16 protein-coding genes are annotated in these 16,956 nt (G+C 68.6%); 5 read left to right on the forward strand and 11 right to left on the reverse strand.

Annotation, left to right across the window (positions count from 1 at the left end; all coding sequences use genetic code 11):
• Positions 1-38 precede the first annotated feature (38 nt).
• Positions 39-1,466: a trypsin-like serine peptidase gene (locus ACIQCZ_RS37790; RefSeq protein ID WP_402289923.1), complete on the reverse strand. Its 1,428-nt coding sequence runs from the start codon at positions 1,464-1,466 to the stop codon at positions 39-41.
• Between the two features lie 402 nt (positions 1,467-1,868).
• On the opposite strand from ACIQCZ_RS37790, the gene ACIQCZ_RS37795 reads away from it, so the two are divergent.
• The gene (locus ACIQCZ_RS37795) at positions 1,869-2,435 is read left to right on the forward strand and encodes a hypothetical protein (RefSeq protein ID WP_402289926.1); all 567 of its coding nucleotides are present in this window, start codon (positions 1,869-1,871) and stop codon (positions 2,433-2,435) included.
• A 174-nt stretch (positions 2,436-2,609) separates the two neighbouring features.
• Complete coding sequence (locus ACIQCZ_RS37800; RefSeq protein WP_402289928.1) at positions 2,610-2,894, forward strand: hypothetical protein; 285 nt, start codon at positions 2,610-2,612, stop codon at positions 2,892-2,894.
• A gap of 98 nt (positions 2,895-2,992) precedes the next feature.
• On the opposite strand, the gene ACIQCZ_RS37805 is transcribed toward ACIQCZ_RS37800, so the two are convergent.
• Complete coding sequence (locus ACIQCZ_RS37805) at positions 2,993-4,078, reverse strand: integrase core domain-containing protein (RefSeq protein WP_402289930.1); 1,086 nt, start codon at positions 4,076-4,078, stop codon at positions 2,993-2,995.
• 156 nt (positions 4,079-4,234) lie between these two features.
• Between ACIQCZ_RS37805 and ACIQCZ_RS37810 the strand changes: the two genes are divergently transcribed.
• Positions 4,235-4,498, forward strand: a complete 264-nt coding sequence (locus ACIQCZ_RS37810; protein ID WP_402289932.1) for a hypothetical protein — start codon at positions 4,235-4,237, stop codon at positions 4,496-4,498.
• A 743-nt stretch (positions 4,499-5,241) separates the two neighbouring features.
• Here ACIQCZ_RS37810 and ACIQCZ_RS37815 read toward each other — a convergent pair.
• Positions 5,242-5,805, reverse strand: coding sequence for a dihydrofolate reductase family protein (locus ACIQCZ_RS37815; RefSeq protein WP_402289934.1), 564 nt, complete (start codon positions 5,803-5,805; stop codon positions 5,242-5,244).
• A gap of 275 nt (positions 5,806-6,080) precedes the next feature.
• On the opposite strand from ACIQCZ_RS37815, the gene ACIQCZ_RS37820 reads away from it, so the two are divergent.
• Both ACIQCZ_RS37820 and ACIQCZ_RS37825 read left to right on the forward strand, forming a co-directional pair.
• Positions 6,081-6,695: an SMI1/KNR4 family protein gene (locus ACIQCZ_RS37820; protein ID WP_402289935.1), complete on the forward strand. Its 615-nt coding sequence runs from the start codon at positions 6,081-6,083 to the stop codon at positions 6,693-6,695.
• Positions 6,696-7,265: 570 nt separating this feature from the next.
• Positions 7,266-7,586 (forward strand): DUF4157 domain-containing protein, encoded by a 321-nt coding sequence (locus tag ACIQCZ_RS37825; RefSeq protein WP_402289937.1) that lies wholly within the window; start codon positions 7,266-7,268, stop codon positions 7,584-7,586.
• Between the two features lie 222 nt (positions 7,587-7,808).
• On the opposite strand, the gene ACIQCZ_RS37830 is transcribed toward ACIQCZ_RS37825, so the two are convergent.
• The 8 genes from ACIQCZ_RS37830 to ACIQCZ_RS37865 all read right to left on the reverse strand — a co-directional run bounded on the left by ACIQCZ_RS37830 (position 7,809) and on the right by ACIQCZ_RS37865 (position 16,320).
• Positions 7,809-8,459: a TetR/AcrR family transcriptional regulator gene (locus ACIQCZ_RS37830; RefSeq protein WP_402289939.1), complete on the reverse strand. Its 651-nt coding sequence runs from the start codon at positions 8,457-8,459 to the stop codon at positions 7,809-7,811.
• A 29-nt stretch (positions 8,460-8,488) separates the two neighbouring features.
• Entirely contained in the window at positions 8,489-10,090 is a 1,602-nt protein-coding gene (locus ACIQCZ_RS37835) for an MDR family MFS transporter (RefSeq protein ID WP_402289941.1), read from the reverse strand.
• A gap of 58 nt (positions 10,091-10,148) precedes the next feature.
• Entirely contained in the window at positions 10,149-10,754 is a 606-nt protein-coding gene (locus tag ACIQCZ_RS37840) for a TetR family transcriptional regulator (protein ID WP_402289943.1), read from the reverse strand.
• Between the two features lie 441 nt (positions 10,755-11,195).
• A complete protein-coding gene (locus ACIQCZ_RS37845; protein ID WP_402289945.1) occupies positions 11,196-11,870 on the reverse strand; it encodes a sigma-70 family RNA polymerase sigma factor in 675 nt (224 codons plus the stop codon).
• 136 nt (positions 11,871-12,006) lie between these two features.
• On the reverse strand, positions 12,007-12,798 hold the full coding sequence (locus tag ACIQCZ_RS37850; RefSeq protein ID WP_402289947.1) for a hypothetical protein: 792 nt from the start codon (positions 12,796-12,798) through the stop codon (positions 12,007-12,009).
• 443 nt (positions 12,799-13,241) lie between these two features.
• A complete protein-coding gene (locus ACIQCZ_RS37855) occupies positions 13,242-13,787 on the reverse strand; it encodes a copper chaperone PCu(A)C (RefSeq protein ID WP_402289949.1) in 546 nt (181 codons plus the stop codon).
• The gene (locus ACIQCZ_RS37860; RefSeq protein ID WP_402289951.1) at positions 13,784-16,078 is read right to left on the reverse strand and encodes a heavy metal translocating P-type ATPase; all 2,295 of its coding nucleotides are present in this window, start codon (positions 16,076-16,078) and stop codon (positions 13,784-13,786) included. The genes ACIQCZ_RS37855 and ACIQCZ_RS37860 overlap by 4 nt, the downstream gene beginning before the upstream one ends.
• A complete protein-coding gene (locus ACIQCZ_RS37865) occupies positions 16,075-16,320 on the reverse strand; it encodes a hypothetical protein (RefSeq protein ID WP_402289954.1) in 246 nt (81 codons plus the stop codon). Before ACIQCZ_RS37865 ends, ACIQCZ_RS37860 begins: the two co-directional genes overlap by 4 nt.
• Positions 16,321-16,956 lie beyond the last annotated feature (636 nt).

The following is a 16,956-nucleotide window of genomic DNA, read 5'->3' on the forward strand; positions in this document are numbered from 1 at the left end:
CCGCTACGAGAAACGCGCCTACATCTACCTCGGCACCGTCACCCTCGCGGCCCTCGCGATCTGGCTCCGAACATGATCCAAGAAACAGACCCTAGTTCGCCGTCCGTCCAGCGCACGATGAGGTCGTGCTGGTCGTTGCCGGTGAAGTCGCCCGACGTGATCGTCGAGGCGTGCTGCCAGGTGCCGTTGGGCGCGGCGAGCTTCTTTTCGCCGTGGAAGCCGTCGCGGTTGACGTCGGTGTACAGCGTGACTTCACCGTCGCTCCAGCGAACCAGGAGATCGTCGGCCCACTTGTTGCTGGTCGTGTAGCGACCACCGGTTATGGAAGTGGCGTGCTTCCACAGGTCGTTGGGCTTCTGCAGCTGTACCTCGCCGTGGAGCCCCTTCTCGTCGACATCGGGATAGAGCGTCAGTTCGCCGTCCGTCCATCGGACGATGAGGTCGTCGCGGTCGGCCCCGGTGAAGTCGCCCGCGGCCATGGTCACGGCGTGCTTCCAGGTGCCGTTGGGCGCGACGAGACGAATCTCCTTGTCGAAGTTGTCGGCTTCCTCCCCGGCACCGCGGTACAAGGTCAGCTCGCCGTCGGACCAGCGCACGATCAGGTCGGAGTAGTCCCAGGATCCTGGATTGCCGTCAGTGAAGTAGCCACCCGTCATGACGTCGGCATGCTGCCAGGTCTCGGCCTTGCCCAGGACACCACGGCCCGCCGGCTGACGGTTGTTGACCGCGTCGTCGTACAGCGCCTTGGCGTCGCCGTCGAGGTAGGAGCTGTAGGAGATGTCGTCCTTGTCGCCGCCCGTCTTCCAGCCGCCGATGACGCCGATGATGCCCCAGTCGCTGCCCCGCTTGATGAGGAACGGGCCACCGGAGGCACCACCCGAGTACTTGTCACAGGCGATGCGCAGGAAGCTGCCCGGGATCTTGGGGTCGGTGCTGTCGTAACGGACGGTCTTGTCCATGCAGTCCAGCGGGCGCCTCTGGTTGGCCGGGTAGCCGATGAGACGGGTGGGGTCGTGGTTGTACCCGGCGTTGATCATCAGCTCGGCACCGCCGACGACGTCCTCGACGTTCTTGCCGCCGCGCGGTTCGAGCTGCAGGAAGTTGAAGTCGAGGTCGGCCGCGGCGTCCGGGCCCTTGGACAGGTACCGCTTGTCGACGTAGATACGCCCAGGCTTGACAGTGAAGGAGCCGTGCGGCTTCTTCCCGTCGTCGTACTGCGGGACGAACGCGAGGTTCTTGCGCGCGTCCTGGTCGTCGAAGCAGTGACCGGCGCTCATCACGATGTTCTTGCCGGGGCTCTTGACGACCGTACCACCGCAGAAGCGGCCGGTTTCGGTGCCGTCGTTCCAAAAGAAGGTGCCGACGATGGGCAACCCTTCGAACGGCTGGCTGGCGGCGCGATCCATCCTGGTCGGAGCGGGAAAGTGCTTGGCCTCCTGCTCCTTGACGGGCTTCGCGGCCCGCATGCGTTCCGGGGTCCAGTAGTCGTCGGCGTCAGCCGGCGTGAACCCGCGCGCGTCATTGTCCCCGCCCGCTGGAACAGGGGTCGGCGGGACGGAAGACTGCTTCTCCGGGACAGGGACCGACGGGACGGAAGACTGCTCCGGGACGGCAGGTGGCGAAACGGAGGACTGCTCCGTCGGGGTGCTCGGGGTGGCGTTCCCCGAGGGAGTCGGATCGCCTTGATCGGCAATCGCCGGAAAGCCCGGCAGTAAAATGAGCGCTGCGGCGCCCGCCGCAGTACCCAGCGCTCTGCGTAACCTCATGGTCATCTCCCACATGAATAGAGACACATGCCAAACCGCCTGGCGTGGCCGTGTCAAGGTCAGTCAAGATCGTATGACCACTACTGGCACGGGGAGGCACGTATGATCGACTTCACACGTTCGTCCGTCCGCTGCGGACTTGCCGCAATTGCCTTGTCGTTGATGTTGCTCGGGCAGGCCGGAGCGGCCCATGCCGATCAGCTCCCCTTCCCCAAGCAGGGGTACGGCTCCGTCGGTGGCCCCGCAGCGCCTGGCGAGATAGTGAACCTCACGGTCAAGGAACGCCCCGGCAACCCACACCCGACGGCAGTCGAGGTCTCAAGCCCTGCACTGACCGACGACACCGCCCTCGGTGACACCAAGAGCGCCTGGGTGGGCGCGGGCCGGATCAAGAAGACGGTGAAGCCCGGAACGTATCCGGTGACCTTCACGCTACGACACAAGAGCGCCGACTGCGTGACGGAAAAGGACCGCGACTACGTGTGCGACTACCCCGCGATCGTCCTGCGCTCGAAAGTGACGGTATCGGGTCAGGACGAGACCGCGGCATCGAACGAAGGGCCAGGCTTCGATGGCGGATTGGCCATCGGTATCGCGTCGGGCGCCGTGGCAACACTGGCGGTGGGCGGGATACTGCTGCGCCTTCGCCGCCGCCAGGCTCCGTCCTGACCCTCGAGAACGCTGCCCTCACCGCACCTGCACATTCCGGCCGGCTCGGGCGACCGCTACCGGAAGCCGGGCTGGCTGCGCTGCGAGACGGCCAAGATCCTCGGAGCCTGGAGCCCGGCCTACGCGCCGCTCACCCACGCCGCGGCGGGCCTGGACCTCCCCGACAACCTCGGCATGGACCCCGCGAACAACGCCACCTACGCCGAAGCCCGCAAGACCGACAGCAAGGGCTACACCCTGCTGCGCCTCGGCCCCTACACCCAGGCCCGGCACGTCTCCCAGGACACCGACCGGATCACCCCCGCACTGGAGGGGCGGGAGACCGCCGTCATACCTGGATTCAGGGTCTCCGCGCGGCCGGCGCCGTTCGCCGTCAGCGACCACGAGTTGTTCACCGACCCGTACGAGGCCGATGCCGTCGCGCTCCTGGTCGCTGCCGTTGAAGGGGTGAGTGCGTGAGCACCACGACCCTGTACGAGGTCGAGACCAGCGAAGTGACGACGGCACCGTGCATCCCAGCTCTGGACTTGTGGGGCTCGGAAAGTCGTCGCTGCAGGTTAAGTCGCATAGCGGTACTCGTTAATGGCGCCGCCGAGGATGCGGGTGCGCAGGAGTCTGCGGACTTCGAGGTCGTGCACGGTGATGGGCTGCTGGTCGGCGCCCGGAGGTAGTTGCTTGCGTGCTCGGTGGGGGCGGTGCTCGTTGTAGTGCCGCTCGTAGGCGGCCAGGACGTGCCGGGCGTGGGCCTCGTTCATGATGAGGACATGGTCGAGAGCCTCACGCCGGATGCTGCCGATCACCCGCTCACAGTGGGCGTTCATCCGAGGAGCTCGCGGCGCACTCTTGAGGATCTCCATCTCCTCGGCCTCGAAGACGCCGTCGAAGGAGTCGATGTACTTGCTGTCGCGGTCGCGCAGGACGAAGCGGAGCGACTCGACGCGGGTGCCGAGGTCGGCAGTCAGGTTGCGAGCCTGCTGGGTCGCCCACTGCGCGGTGGGATGAGCGGTGACGCCAGTAATGTGGAGCTTGCGGGTGCCGAGTTCGAGGAACGCCAACGCGTACAGCCGCCTACCGGTGACCGTGTCGATGTGGAAGAAGTCCGCCGCGATGATCCCCTCCGCCTGCGCAGTGAGGAACTCCCGCCAGCTCGGGCCGGTCCGGCGCGGAGCCGGGTCGATGCCGGCCGCGTGCAGGATCTGCCAGACCGTGGATGGCGCGAGCGCATGTCCCAGACGGGCCAGTTCACCGTGGATCCGCCGGTGCCCCCACTGCGGGTTCTCGCGCGCCAGACGCAGGACCAGCTTCTTGAGTGCAGCCGCCGTGGGTGGGCGGCCGGTGCGTCGACGTCGGTGGGAGTAGTCCCACCGCTTCGCGATCAGCCTGCGGTGCCATGCCAGTAGCGTCGCTGGAGCGACCGGGAAGACACGCTTCCAATGGCGGCGCAGTATCAGCGACGACAGTGCGGCCAGCCAGAACCGATCCGCGGGCTCGTAGCGGACCGGACCGGCGAGTTGACGGCGCAGCACCGCGTTCTCGTGCCGCAGCACCAGTAGTTCGGCGTCCTTAGCAGGATCTCGGCGAAGTAACACTGCTGGCACGGAAAGTAGTGCTCGAGTAGCCCGGTACAGGATCGAGATGATCACCCGCGCAGCATCCCAGTCACCTTCCAGGGCCTTGCACGCGGGCCCTACCTGCAGCGATGACTTTTCGAGCCCCACAGGAAGATCGAAGAGGACTTCCAGGGCGCGAAGGGTCTGACCGGCCTCGACCAGGGCCAGGTCACCTGCTGGAATTCCTGGATGCGCTGGAGCCTGATCAGCCTTCTCGCCGCCGCGGTCCTGGCCGTCACCCGCTCCCTCACCGCCGCCCCGGCCGCCGACATTGCGCTCATCCCCGCCAGCCCCCGCGAACTGCTCGCGGTGCTCCGCGTCACGGCCCTTCCGGCGCCTCGCCGCGACCTCGGGCGCGTCCTGCACTGGTCCGCCTGGCGCCGCCATCACCAGCACCAAGCCGTCCAGGCCCACCGCCGCTGGAACAACGTCACCACAGAAGCGACAAGGTGACCCCACAACGAAGATCACAACTTACAGCTGCCGTGTGGGATACGGGGACTTCTCCGGAGCTCAGTTCTATGGAACAACCTCAATTCGAAGAAGCGTTGTTCGGCGCAGGTGTTTATTTCTGTATCCGCGGCACCCACTCGGGGCGCGCATCCTTCCACGGTGACGCCACCTTTATCGGAGCCCGGTTCGGCAGTGAGCCGTGGAGTATGCGGAATTTGATGGAATGGGGTCTGAAAGGGTGTGTATTCCATGCTCAGACCACTGAGGCTTTTCGCTGAATTGATCTTCGCGATGCAGCGTAAATCGTGCGCTCGTGCGCGCGTCGGACGCGTGGGAGTCAGTCGCGGATAGACGTGAAGCCTCTGATGGGACAGGTCGCACTGCGAGATCATGTTCGCAACAGCCAGAGGCTTCACGTTGGTTACCCGTGTTGCCGCGCTCGACGTTCCCCGCCACGTGGTGGAGTACCTTGCCCGTTTGTTCACCGCACACCGACGAAACCTCGGGATGCCCCGGCGCTCCCGGGCGCTGGGTCGTTTCGCCAGGCGGTGCCGGTCCGCGTCCTGAGCGAACGCACCGCCTCAAACAACGCCGGAGCACCCTGCAACATGCCGCCGACGGCCCAAGCCGAATCGGCGACATCACCCGCGCCGCCCTCGTCCTCAACAGACACTGGAAGTGATCTTCGCTGAGAAGACGTCACCGACTGGCCCGTTCCCACTGGGGCTCGGCGGACGAGCCGGCTAACGCGCCACGCGGTAGCGGAGGTGGACGACTTTCGAGCTGAAGGTGCGGTTCTCGACGAGTTCGAGATCCACCCGGCGCTCGTGCTGGGGAAAGAACGGAATGCCACCACCAACCAGCACCGGATAGACCCTGGCCCGGTACTCGTCGATCAGCCCCGACGCGGCCGCCTCGGCGGCGAGAGTCGCGCCGCCGATCGCGATGTCGCCCTCTCCCGGCTCGGCTCGCCATCGCTCGATCTCCTCCGCCAGGCCGCCGGAGGCCAGGCGGGCATTGCCCTGCACCGTCGACAGCGTGGTGGAGAACACCACCTTGGGGAGCCGCTTCCAGATCGCGGCCCACTCGAGCATGGAATCGTCGAGCGATGGATCCTGGTCGGCTGTCTCCCAGTACAGCATCGTCTCGTACAGCCGTCGTCCCAACAGGTGGACGTCGACCTCCCGAATTTCGTCGATCCAGGAGCGAAAGACCTCCTCGGCGGGCGCCGTCCAGTTGAAGTCGCCGTCCGGCCCCACGATGTAGCCATCAAGTGAGACGTTCATCGAATAGGTCACGCTGCGCATCAGAAGTCCTCCTCGGTAACGGGTTGGACAGTAGGACCGCCGGACGCCGCAGGACTCGTCGCGGCTCGCGGGATTCCCTGGGGCGAGTCACCTTACGAGATCATTTCGTTGAGAAAACCTCACTGACATCTCCTGAGCAAGGAGATCCGACACGAGTCGGATCCGGTCCGCACGCTGTACGTGTGTCGTGTCCGGATCACAGGAGCAGGTGTGGGGCCAGGTCCTACGGAGACCCTCACTCGGCCGTTCCTGTCACCGTTCAGGTGGGGGCGATCATGTACGGAGCCCAGGAAGCCGAGGAGACTGTCGCCTGTACTGCGGTCAACTCCAACGCAGGCATCCGCTCGACGTGCAAGAAGGACCTCGTGGTGACAACGCTTCCAGAGATCACAGCCCTCTTGGGCGAACCCCGGTTCAACTGGTCGGATCCGGCTCCATGGATCGGACTGGAGCAGGAACTGGGTATTGAATTTCCTGCGGACTTCCGTGAGGTCGTGGACGCCTACGGCTCGATAGAGATCAATAAGCAGTTGTATCTGAAGCACCCCGCCGGCCATCTTCTGCACAGTCTGGGCGAAAAAATCAGGGAGGATCTTGAGCTCTGGCGCGATGAGGACATGGTGGAGTTCCTGCCGAGTCCGGTGGGGGCGGCCCCCGGGGAACTGATGCCGGTGGCGTCGGCCACGACGGGCGAGGCGGTCTTCCTTCGCATTCCCGACAACCCCTCGTCGCCCTGGCGCATCGTGGTCCAGGAGTTCGACAGTCCGGCCTGGACTCTCTACGAGATGACGTTCGGTGAGTGGCTGCTGGCTTACCTCAAGGGCAGAGACGTGACGGTCTGTTCTCGCAACTTCGCACCTGACGGCCCGTTCTACGAATTCCTGCCCTGAAAATGAACGCGGTGGTATCTCCCGTCCTGGTGACAGGTGATGCCACCGTGCGAGGACATACGTGTGATCACCTGGGGCACGTTGTTGATCGCGCCGAGCGGGATTCAGTGGTCTGCCGTCCGCCGCTCACGCCCTGGCCGAGCATGAACAGCTGTGACAGTCGTGGGTGATTGCCCGCGTGGCCGGTTCACTCTGCCCTCAAGTACCTGGCGCCCGTGCTTGCTCAGCGCGTATGCAGGACGAAGCCGTATCCCTCCTAGGAAAGAAGCCGTCTTGCAGCGCCACGAGAGCGTCAGATCGAAGGGGACAGGTGACGTCCGTTCGGTGGCCCACGGATCCGCGGCTGCGGCTCGCGGCCGGCCCCTGGGACTACTTGCCCTGCAGTCCACCGTCGGGAATGCCGCCGTCGTACAGATGCTCCGGCAGGCCGGGCACGCCTGGGCACAGGAACAGCACCAACGCGGTGCCGGCCACGGCCCCCAGTTTGCGCCGGCTCCGGTACAGCGCTCCGCGGTCCAGGACGTTCTCCGTACCAACGGCAGGCCACTGGACGGCACCACTCGCGCTGATATGGAGAGCCGCCTCGGTGCCGACTTCTCCGATGTCCTCATCCACGACGACAGTGCCGCAAGGGCGTCCGCCGCCGAAGTCGGCGCTCGCGCCTACACCAGCGGCAATCACGTCGTCATCGGCGACGGTGGCGCCGACAGACACACCCTCGCCCACGAACTCACCCACGTCATCCAACAACGCCAGGGGCCTGTGGCAGGCACTGACAACGGTGCGGGGCTGAAGGTGTCCGACCCCTCCGACCGCTTCGAACGGGACGCGGAGGCCAATGCGCGTCGGGTCATGCGTGGCGCCACTGGGCCGACTCGGGAGGCCGAGTAGCTCACGGCGCCTGCGGGCGGACCCGGTGACGCATCGCCCGCGCCGCGAAAAGCGGGGTCGCAGGAAGGCTTCCGCAGGGTCGTGCAGGGCAAGGCCGACTGATTCGAACATGGATCGCCGGCGCCCCGTACCCACCCTCCGTCCAGGCGCCCGTCCCGACGCCTCCAACACCTCATCCGCCCCTGGCGACCAGCTGTTCGACCTGAGCCCCCGCTCCTCAGGCTACGGCCGTGACGGGGCCGTGCCGCCTTCGCTCCTGCCGCGCCAGTCCCCGAAGAGCCCCGGACCCATCTGGTCGAGGACGGATTCCAGCAGCGCACCGATGCGCGACGCAGTGGTGGGTTCCTGGCCGCACCAGTTCCGCGTCGCCACGCGGCCGGCCGTGACGAAGACGCCGACCATCAGCTGGGGGCGCATGTCGGAACCGGTGCGGATGCCTTCCCGTTCCGCGACGACCTCGGCCAGCCGGGCCTCAAGTCCGGCGGTACGGCGCAGTAGTTCGGCGTTCAGGCCGGGCGTCCGGTCGATCAGCCGGAGGAGCGACGCATCGACACCCGATGCGCCGCCTTCCTCCAGAGTGCGCAGAACCGCACCGAACGCCGCGCGCATCGCACGCATGGGGTTCTCTTCCTCCGGTCGTGACCGAAGCTCCGCGACCAGCGCGTCCCCGCTCGCGGTCAGTGGGGCCAGCACCAGATCCTCCTTGGCGGGGAAGTAGCGGAAGACCGTGCGTGAGGAGACCTCCGCCGCCTCCGCGATCTGGTCGACGGTGGTCTGTTCGTACCCCTGAGCGAGAAAGAGTCCGGCCGCCGTACGCGCCACGTCCTCACGCGTACGCTGCATCCTGCGCGTCCGCAGATTCTGTCCGGGCACGGCGGCCCTCCTCCTCCGACTCGGTGTGCTCAGTGCGCCGGGGCCGACGGCGCCCCCGCCGCGGCGGCATTCTCCTGCGCGAGCCGCTCCATGCCGCTCTGTGTCTTGAGCGGCTTCTCCTTGATGAAGAGCACCGCGATCAGGGCGAGAAACGCGAAGGGGGCTCCGATCAGGAAGACATCCGCGGTCGCGACCCCGTACGCGTGCTCGACGATCAGCCGGGCCGGTGCGGGAAGCGTGGAGAGGTCGGGAACGCCGTGCCCGGCGCCCCCGCCGCCCGCCGCCCCGCCGAAGCCCTTCTCCAGCTCACTCGCCACCCGGTGGCTCAGCACGGCGCCCAGCGCGCTCGTGCCGATCGCCCCACCGAGGCTGCGGAAGAACGACAGCACCGAGGTCGCCGCGCCGAGCTCCGACGCGGGTACGTCGTTCTGGGCCGCCAGGACCAGGTTCTGCATCAGCATGCCGACGCCGACGCCGAGAACCACCATGTAGACGCTGAGCAGCCCGAACGAGGAGTCCGCGCTGATCGTGGACAGCAGGCCCATGCCCGCGGTCATGATGATGCCGCCCGCGATGAGGAAGCCCTTCCACTTGCCCCGGGCGGAGATGATCTGCCCGGCGATCGTCGTGGACAGCATCAGACCGAGGATCATCGGCAGGCTCATCAGGCCCGCGACGGTCGGAGACTTGCCGAGCGAGATCTGGAAGTACTGGGAGAGGAACACCGTGCCGCCGAACATGGCCACACCGACGAGCAGGCTCGCCACCGTCGTCAGCGTGACGGTGCGGTTGCGGAAGATGTCCAGCGGGATCATCGGCTCCTGGACCCTGGATTCGACCACGACCGCCGCGACCAGCAGGACCACACCGGCGGAGACCAGTGCGGCGGTCTGCCACGACGCCCAGTCGAACCGGTTGCCCGCGAGGGTCACCCACAGCAGCAGTGCGCTGACCCCGCTCATGATGAGGACGGCACCGAGATAGTCGATCTTCACTTCTCTGCGGACCGTCGGCAGCTTCAGGGTCAGCTGGAGCAGCACGATCGCAAGGAGGGCGAACGGCACACCGATGAAGAAGCACCAGCGCCACCCCAGCCAGGAGGTGTCCACGAGCACACCGCCGATGAGCGGTCCCGCGACGGTGCCGACGGCGAAGACGGCGCCGAAGATGCCGGAGTACCGGCCGAGTTCACGCGGCGGAATGATCGCTGCCATCACCACCTGGGCCAGCGCGGTGAGACCGCCCGCTCCGATGCCCTGCACCACGCGGCTCACGATGAGCAGGCCGACACTGTGCGAGAAGCCGGCGACGAGCGAGCCGACGATGAACATCGAGAGGGAGAGCTGGATGAGCAGCTTCTTGTCGTAGAGATCGGACAGCTTGCCCCAGATCGGGACGGTCGCCGTCATCGCCAGAAGCTCGGCGGTGACCACCCAGGTGTAGGAGGACTGGCTTCCGTGCAGATCGGCGATGATCCTGGGAAGGGCGTTGGAGACCACGGTGGAGGCCAGGATGGCCACGAACATGCCGGCCATCAGGCCCGACATAGCCTGGAGTATGTGGCGACGTGTCATGGCGCCTGGCGCCGCCCCCTCGGGCGCACCGGTTTCGGGTGTGACGGCAGCGGTCATCGGCTGACGTTCCTCATTCTCTGGTGAAGGGCCCCCGGCTGGGGGCTTCGGATGTGCTTCAGCCGCTCAGACCGTCGGCCAGCGAGTTGAACGCCTCGCGACAGATGCTCTGGAACGTGCGGGTACGGCCGGTCGCCACCCAGAGCTCGACGGCGGCGCGCACGGCGGCGATCGCCACATGCGCGAGAAGCCGAGGGTAGAGATCGGACTCGGGGTCCTGGCCGAGGCGTTCGGCCACGACAGCGACCAGGGCGCGCTCGTCCGCGCCCTGTGCGGCCAGGAATCGGGGAAGCAGCGAAGGACTGGTCCTGAGCACGGCCATCTGGAGTTCCCAGCGTTCGTGATCCTCCTCGATGTGGGCGAGCTCCTGGCCGATCGCCTCGCGCAGGGCATTGAGTGCCGTGAGTTCCTTCGGTGCGTCGAGTACCGCCCGACGGGCCCGCTCGGCGTTGTCCTGATCGGGGCGGATGATCGCGTCTTCCAAACAGGGGAAGTAGTTGAAGAAGGTGCGCACGGAGACGCCGACCGCATCGGTGACCGCTTCCACGGTCACGTTCTCGATTCCACGGTCCGCGGCCATGCGCAACGCCACGTCCGCAAGGGCGTCACGCGTCGCACGCTTCTTGCGTTCGCGCAGTCCGAGAGACATGTCGTCGGCACTCATGGGGTGCATGCTATTTAATTTTGCGTGGTGTGCAAAATTCCTTTCGGTGTGGTCCTGGCGGACGATCTCTGCGCTGTGCCGGTTGTCCACCGCTCGCCCCGGCAGGGGCGCCGGTCGACCGGGACCACGGGCGTTCCACGGACGGGGCGAGCCGTCTGTCGCCGGGGGTCTGCAGCCCCGTTGTGTTCTTCGAAATCCGCGATCGACCAGGCCATTGCCGTGCCTCCCATCACCCGGCCGGTCCCTCCGGCCACATGGACGACCGTAGGAGTTGACACGGTGGAAACCGCAAGCCGGAAGGGGTGTACGTCGAGCGCCTTCGCACTCCGCTCGACTTCGTCCGCCCGTGGCGACGTGGCCGGGACCGCAGTCGGACGGAGGGGGCGCCGGACCGGTCGAGCCCGGCGCCGGCGCCCCCTGGGGTGTACGCCCGTCGGCTTCTCAGGCCGCGGTGGAAAGGAACGCCGGGGCCCGGCCACCGGGGGCAGGTCGTACCGGCCCCCCTTGCGTGGTGTGGGACTCCGCGTCTCTCAGCAGGTCGAGCAGCGCGCCGCGGGCGCGGGACACACGTGAACGGACGGTGCCGACCGGGCACCCCAGGGCCGCCGCGGCCTCCACGTAGGGGAGTCCGACGAGCTGGGTGAGCACGAAGGACTCACGGCGTTCCGCCGGGAGTGCGGCCAGGAGGTCGGCGAGTGCTACTCCGTCCTCGAACCCGGGCAGATCACGCGGTTGTGTCCTCTCGACCGCGGTCTGCCAGTCGTCCCGGTCCGAGATTCTGGGCCGGGCGGCGGCACGTCGGAGGCTGTCCACGACGGTGCGGCGGGCGATCGAGAGCAGCCAGGTTCGAGCGGAGGAACGCCCCTCGAACCGATGGAGGCTGCAGAGAGCGCGCAAGAACGTCTCCTGAGTGAGGTCGTCGGCGGCTTGGGGGTCGGCGCCGAGGTGGGCGACGTAACGCCATACGTCGCGGTGCAGGGCGCGTACGAACCGGTCGACGGCGTCGGGGGAGCCGTCGCGTGCGGCCAGCGCCAGACGCGTCACCGGCTCGTCGGCGCCGTGGGTGTCGCGTGTGGTGCCGTCGTCGGCCGCGGCCGGTGGCAGGGCAGGGGGCATCGCCTGATGTCCTTCCGGGGTCCGGGATCCGGCTCCGCGTGTGCACGGAACCGGTGAGGTGTACGGCATCGCTCACGGGCGACGCCGATGCCCGAGGCGTGCGGTGACGGACACCGGCACGTCGGGAGACCGGCTGTCAGATGACAGCGATCCCGGACGGCGGACCCCGCGAGGTGAGGGCGTGGATGAGGAAGAGCTGCCGCGGGACGCGGGCTCGGTGGTCACGACGGCCGTGCAGGCGCGGCCGGTGAAGAGGTGCGGGGAGGCGCAGGAGCAGGCGCAGGGGCGCGACGATCCATCCCGCGCAGGCACGCAGCAGGCGGAAGGCGGCTTGCTCTCCGCAGGCCAGCCAGAGGCCGCAGAGTATCGCCGCCAGTAGGTGGACGGCCAGCATTCCGGCCGACGACATGCCGCCCATGTCGTGTCCGGTGGGCACGAGGGCCGCCTGGTCGGTCATCGCCCGCATGCCGTCATGGGTGTGCTGCATCCCGCCCGGCATGGTCATGTGCGCGGCGCCGGGCGGTGGTTGGTGCAGTCGGCTGCCGAGGCCCGCTTCGGTGACGATGCGTACGGCTTCCGCGTCGGTGATCCGGGCCGAGCCCGTCGGCCCGCACAGCAGGGACCGGGCCCACTGCTGGGCGAAGGACACGCCGTCCGGCACCGAGGGACGAGCCGCCGTCTGAGCCAGGGAGAACCCCATGTGCAGCGCCGCTTGTGCGGCGACCACCATCGAGGTCACGGTGAGAACGCCGCGTTCGCGGCCACCGAGGAGCCAGGCAACGGCCGCAGTCGCCGCGAAGGCGGCGGCCATGGCCCACCAGGGGACGGCCGTACCGGACATGAGGACGTGGCCGAGGGCGGCGAGCAGCACACACGTCGCTGCGAACACCGCAGCGCGTACCGCGCGACAACCTCGGCCTGGAGTCATGGCTGGCCCATCCTTGCATTCCTCCCGCGGTCGCCGCGGGTGGGTACGAAAAGTGCGAAGGCGACGGCCTCGGCGCTGTGACATGTGGCGCACGCCACAGAATCGGTGGGGAACCGGGCTGCCTTCGGCGCCGACTCCTGACGCGGCCGGGGAACGGCCGATGGCGTGGGACGGAGACATCGGTGCGGGCGGGCGCGGTACACCGACGGCGCAGTGCAAGGAGCTGACAGGTCGACGGTGTTGCTCACCTGTGCCATGGCGTTCTCGGTGCTGCAGCCCCTACTGCTCGGAGCCCTCGGCCCGCGCCCGGTGGACGGATCGGGGATGTCGTCCATGACAGTCACTCGGACTCGCAGCGCGGACACCACGGCGGGCATCGGCACCATGGAGGCCGCGAAGGGCGAGCGGACCTCGTCGGTGTGGCGGTGGTGAAGGCGGCCGGTTCAGCCGCCCGGCCGCACCATGACCGCCACGGTCTCGATCGGATCGCTGTGGCGGAAGTGCAGCACGAAGGGCAGCGTCTCGCCGACCTGTCGATGGCCCTTCAGCTTCACCATCACGTCCACCGTGTTCGCCGACATGGTCAGCGTCCTCCCGGCCGGCACACCGGCGGAGCCGATCATGCGCATGGAGCCCGCGCCGCCGTCGTGACGCACATGCCGGCTGAGCATGGCGCTGTCGACGGCCGCGGAGGTGACGGCCACCAGCCGGTCGTCCACCCCGCCGTTGTTGACGATCCGGAAGAACGCCGCGGTGTTCCCCTCGCTGTTGTAAGGCACGAAGACCCGCCCGTCGCCGACCTCGATGCGGGGCGGGCTTCCGGCGGCACCCGTGGCGGTCCAGGCCGTCAGCCCGCCGAGCGCCACGCAGCAGGCCGTCAAGGGGGCGAGAGCGGCGACCAGCCCCTCGCGCAGGCGCCGCCGCGACGGAGTCCAGCCGTCGGCGACCGCCGGTCGCCCGGGGTTCTTCATCGCGGAATCCTTCGTCATGGCGTCCTTCCTCGGTGATGCGGAACACGGGATCCGGGATGCCGTGCGGGGGACGGCCGCCAGGTGCGCAGGCGCAGGCTGTTGCCCACCACCAGCAGTGAGCTGGCCGACATCGCCGCGGCGGCGAACATCGGGTTGAGCCAGCCGACCGCGGCCAGTGGCACGGTGACCGCGTTGTATCCGAACGCCCAGGTCAGGTTGGCGCGGATCGTCGCCAGCGTGCGCCGGGCGAGGCGGACCGCGTCGCCGACGGCCTCGATGTCGCCGCGGACGAGTGTCACATCCGCGGCCCCGATCGCCACGTCCGTGCCGGTGCCCATGGCGATGCCGAGATCCGCACGGGCCAGGGCGGCCGCGTCGTTCACGCCGTCGCCGATCACCGCGACCCGGCGGCCCTCCGCCCGCAACCGCCGCACCAGCTCCGCCTTCGCCTCGGGTGTGCAGCGGGCATGCACGCGAGTGATGCCGAGTCCGGCGGCGACGGAGCGGGCGGTGGCCTCCCGGTCGCCGGTGGCCAGAACCGGTTCCACTCCCAGGTTCCTCAACCGGTGCACGGCCCGGTAGCTCCCCGGCCGCACGGTGTCCCCGACCGCGAGGAGGGCCCGGACGACACCGTCCACCCGCACGAGGACCGGTGTGTGGGCCGCGGCCTCGGCTGCCGCCGACGCCCGGGCCAGAGCGGCCGGAAGGGTACCGACGGGGGCACCCACCTCCACCCGATGGCCCTCGACGTACGCCACGACGCCGACGCCGGGCGTCGCCCGGAAGCCGGTGGCGTCGGGCAGAGGGCGGTCGGACAGCTCGCTTCGGGCGTATGCCGTGACCGCTCGGCCCAACGGGTGCTCCGACCCCTGCTCCGCCGCGCCCGCCAGCCGCAGCACGGCCTCCCGGTCCATTTCGCCGGGCAGCGCGGTGACATGGCAGACGGTCATGCGGCCGGTGGTGAGGGTGCCGGTCTTGTCCAGGACGACGGTGTCGATGCGACGCAGCGTCTCCAGGGCCTGTGGTCCGGCGACCAGAACGCCGAGCCGGGCGCCGCGGCCGGTGGCGGCCAGCAGGGCGGTGGGGGTGGCCAGGCCCAGGGCACAGGGACAGGCGACGACCAGGACCGCCACGCACGCGGTGACGGCGGCCTGCGGGTCCGCCCCGGCACCCAGCCAGAAGCCGAGGACGGTGACGGCCAGGGCCAGGATCACCGGTACGAAGACACCTGCCGCCCTGTCGGCCAGGCGCTGGGCCCGAGCCTTGCCGGCCTGTGCCTCCGCGACCATGCGTGTGATCCGGGCGAGCCGGGTGTCCGCGCCGACGGCCGTGGCCCGTACGAAGAGCAGGCCGCCGGCGTTGACGGCCGCCCCGGGCACGGCCTGGCCCGGGCCGACTTCGACCGGTTCGCTCTCCCCGGTGACCAACGAGAGGTCGAGCGCCGATCTGCCGGAGACGACCACCCCGTCGGTGGCGACCCGTTCGCCGGGACGCACCACGAACTCCTGCCCGGCCGACAGCCGCTCGACAGGCACTCTTCGCTCCCGCCCGTTGTCCCGCACGGTCACGTCCTTGACGGCCAGCCCGGCCAGCGAGCGCAGGGCCTCACCCGTACCGCTGCGGGCTCGCGCTTCGAGGAACCGGCCGGTCAGGACGAACAGCGGTACCGCGACAGTGGCCTCCAGATAGACGTGTGCGATCCCGCCGTCGGCGGACGGAAGCAGGACCAGGGGCATGCGCATGCCCGCAGCGCCCGCTCCGCCGAGGAAGAGCGCGTACACGGACCAGCAGAACGATGCGACGACTCCGAGGGAGACCAGGGTGTCCATCGTGGCCGAACCGTGGCGCAGCCCGCGCAGCGCCCGCAGGTGGAAGGGCCAGGCGCTCCACACGGCAACCGGGGCGCACAACACGAAGCACAGCCACTGCCAGTTGCGGAACTGCAGCGAGGGCGCCATGGACAGCACGAGCACCGGCACGGCGAGCAGCGCGGTGATCAACAGCCGATCGCGCTCGGGCACTGCTGCGTCCCGTGCTCGGTCCGACCGGCCGGTCGCTGCCCACGGTTCGGCAACCGGCGGGAGTTCGGCCGTGTATCCGGCCCGTTCGACAACGGCCACGAGATCGTCCGCCGTGACCTCGGTGGGATGACTCACCCTGGCCCGTCCGGTGGCGAGATCGACCGTGGCAGTCACCCCGTCGAGCCGGGTGAGGCGCTTCTCGACGCGGCTCACGCACGCCGCGCAGGTCATCCCACCGATGACCAGATCGGTGGTCGTCGGGGTGCTCGTGGACCGGGCCGCCGTCATCGTTCATCACCCGAGTGCATGTCACCCATGCCGTGACCGTGTGGTTCTGACCGACCGCCACCACTGTCATCGACAGGGGTGGAGTGCATTCCCGGGGCGACCGGGCCGACGGCGGAGCCGACCTCGTACGACACGGCGAACATCGCCACCAGCAGCACGAGGAAGCCGGCCAGCGCGGGTGGCGGCACGTACCGGGAAAGGAAGCCGCCGACGGTGTGCAGGAATGATGGCTGGTCTTTCATCGCCGCTCCGGTTACGGGCACGCGCGAGAGGTGGGGCGCGTGGAGGAGGATGCCGAGGGGGAGCGGACGGACGGTGTCGCTCGACCCACGGCTCCCATGCTGACATGCGTGGATGGCCGGCCGTCCCCGTCGGAGGCCGTGCTCGTGCGTGACTCTTCTCCCCTCAACCGGCGGGAACCCGGGGGCCAGTTGCAACGACTTCCTCGGGTCCCCCCGGCGACCACCCTCCGGGTTCTCCGGACCGCCGTCTGGACCCGCGTACTCGACGGCGAGTGGTCCCTCCACCTCTTCACTCCCGAGCTGCCCGAATTCGACCGCAGTATCTGACAGGTCGTCAGGAACACCTAGGGGCGCTGCGCTTCCGGATCAAGTGGCGGATACGCGCCCTCGACGTCCCACACGCGGGCGCGTTCCGCCCTTGCCCCGAGACGGAGTCCCACCACGCGGATGTCCACGCTGTGCGCGTCAAGTCTGCGCAAATTCTGGGTACTTCGAGCGGCATGCCTGTACGGGTACGCGGCGGGTCGCCGCACCGGGTGCGCCGAGCGCGCCCCCCTCGCGGGCCCCGCGCGAAGAGGGCGAGACGTGTGGCCGCGCCTGCCCGGTTCGGTCAAACGACAGGTACGGAATGTTCAA

The organism is Streptomyces sp. NPDC093149 (assembly GCF_044754145.1).
Taxonomy (GTDB): domain Bacteria; phylum Actinomycetota; class Actinomycetes; order Streptomycetales; family Streptomycetaceae; genus Streptomyces.

Bases quoted from the DNA above. Each gene is read 5' to 3' on its own strand.
- ACIQCZ_RS37790 (WP_402289923.1), bottom strand. From the start codon at position 1,466: ATGCGGGCCGCGAAGCCCGTCAAGGAGCAGGAGGCCAAGCACTTTCCC.
- ACIQCZ_RS37795 (WP_402289926.1), top strand. From the start codon at position 1,869: ATGATCGACTTCACACGTTCGTCCGTCCGCTGCGGACTTGCCGCAATT.
- ACIQCZ_RS37800 (WP_402289928.1), top strand. From the start codon at position 2,610: ATGGACCCCGCGAACAACGCCACCTACGCCGAAGCCCGCAAGACCGAC.
- ACIQCZ_RS37810 (WP_402289932.1), top strand. From the start codon at position 4,235: ATGCGCTGGAGCCTGATCAGCCTTCTCGCCGCCGCGGTCCTGGCCGTC.
- ACIQCZ_RS37815 (WP_402289934.1), bottom strand. From the start codon at position 5,805: ATGCGCAGCGTGACCTATTCGATGAACGTCTCACTTGATGGCTACATC.
- ACIQCZ_RS37820 (WP_402289935.1), top strand. From the start codon at position 6,081: ATGTACGGAGCCCAGGAAGCCGAGGAGACTGTCGCCTGTACTGCGGTC.
- ACIQCZ_RS37825 (WP_402289937.1), top strand. From the start codon at position 7,266: ATGGAGAGCCGCCTCGGTGCCGACTTCTCCGATGTCCTCATCCACGAC.
- ACIQCZ_RS37835 (WP_402289941.1), bottom strand. From the start codon at position 10,090: ATGACCGCTGCCGTCACACCCGAAACCGGTGCGCCCGAGGGGGCGGCG.
- ACIQCZ_RS37840 (WP_402289943.1), bottom strand. From the start codon at position 10,754: ATGAGTGCCGACGACATGTCTCTCGGACTGCGCGAACGCAAGAAGCGT.
- ACIQCZ_RS37845 (WP_402289945.1), bottom strand. From the start codon at position 11,870: ATGCCCCCTGCCCTGCCACCGGCCGCGGCCGACGACGGCACCACACGC.
- ACIQCZ_RS37850 (WP_402289947.1), bottom strand. From the start codon at position 12,798: ATGACTCCAGGCCGAGGTTGTCGCGCGGTACGCGCTGCGGTGTTCGCA.
- ACIQCZ_RS37855 (WP_402289949.1), bottom strand. From the start codon at position 13,787: ATGACGAAGGATTCCGCGATGAAGAACCCCGGGCGACCGGCGGTCGCC.
- ACIQCZ_RS37860 (WP_402289951.1), bottom strand. From the start codon at position 16,078: ATGACGGCGGCCCGGTCCACGAGCACCCCGACGACCACCGATCTGGTC.
- ACIQCZ_RS37865 (WP_402289954.1), bottom strand. From the start codon at position 16,320: ATGAAAGACCAGCCATCATTCCTGCACACCGTCGGCGGCTTCCTTTCC.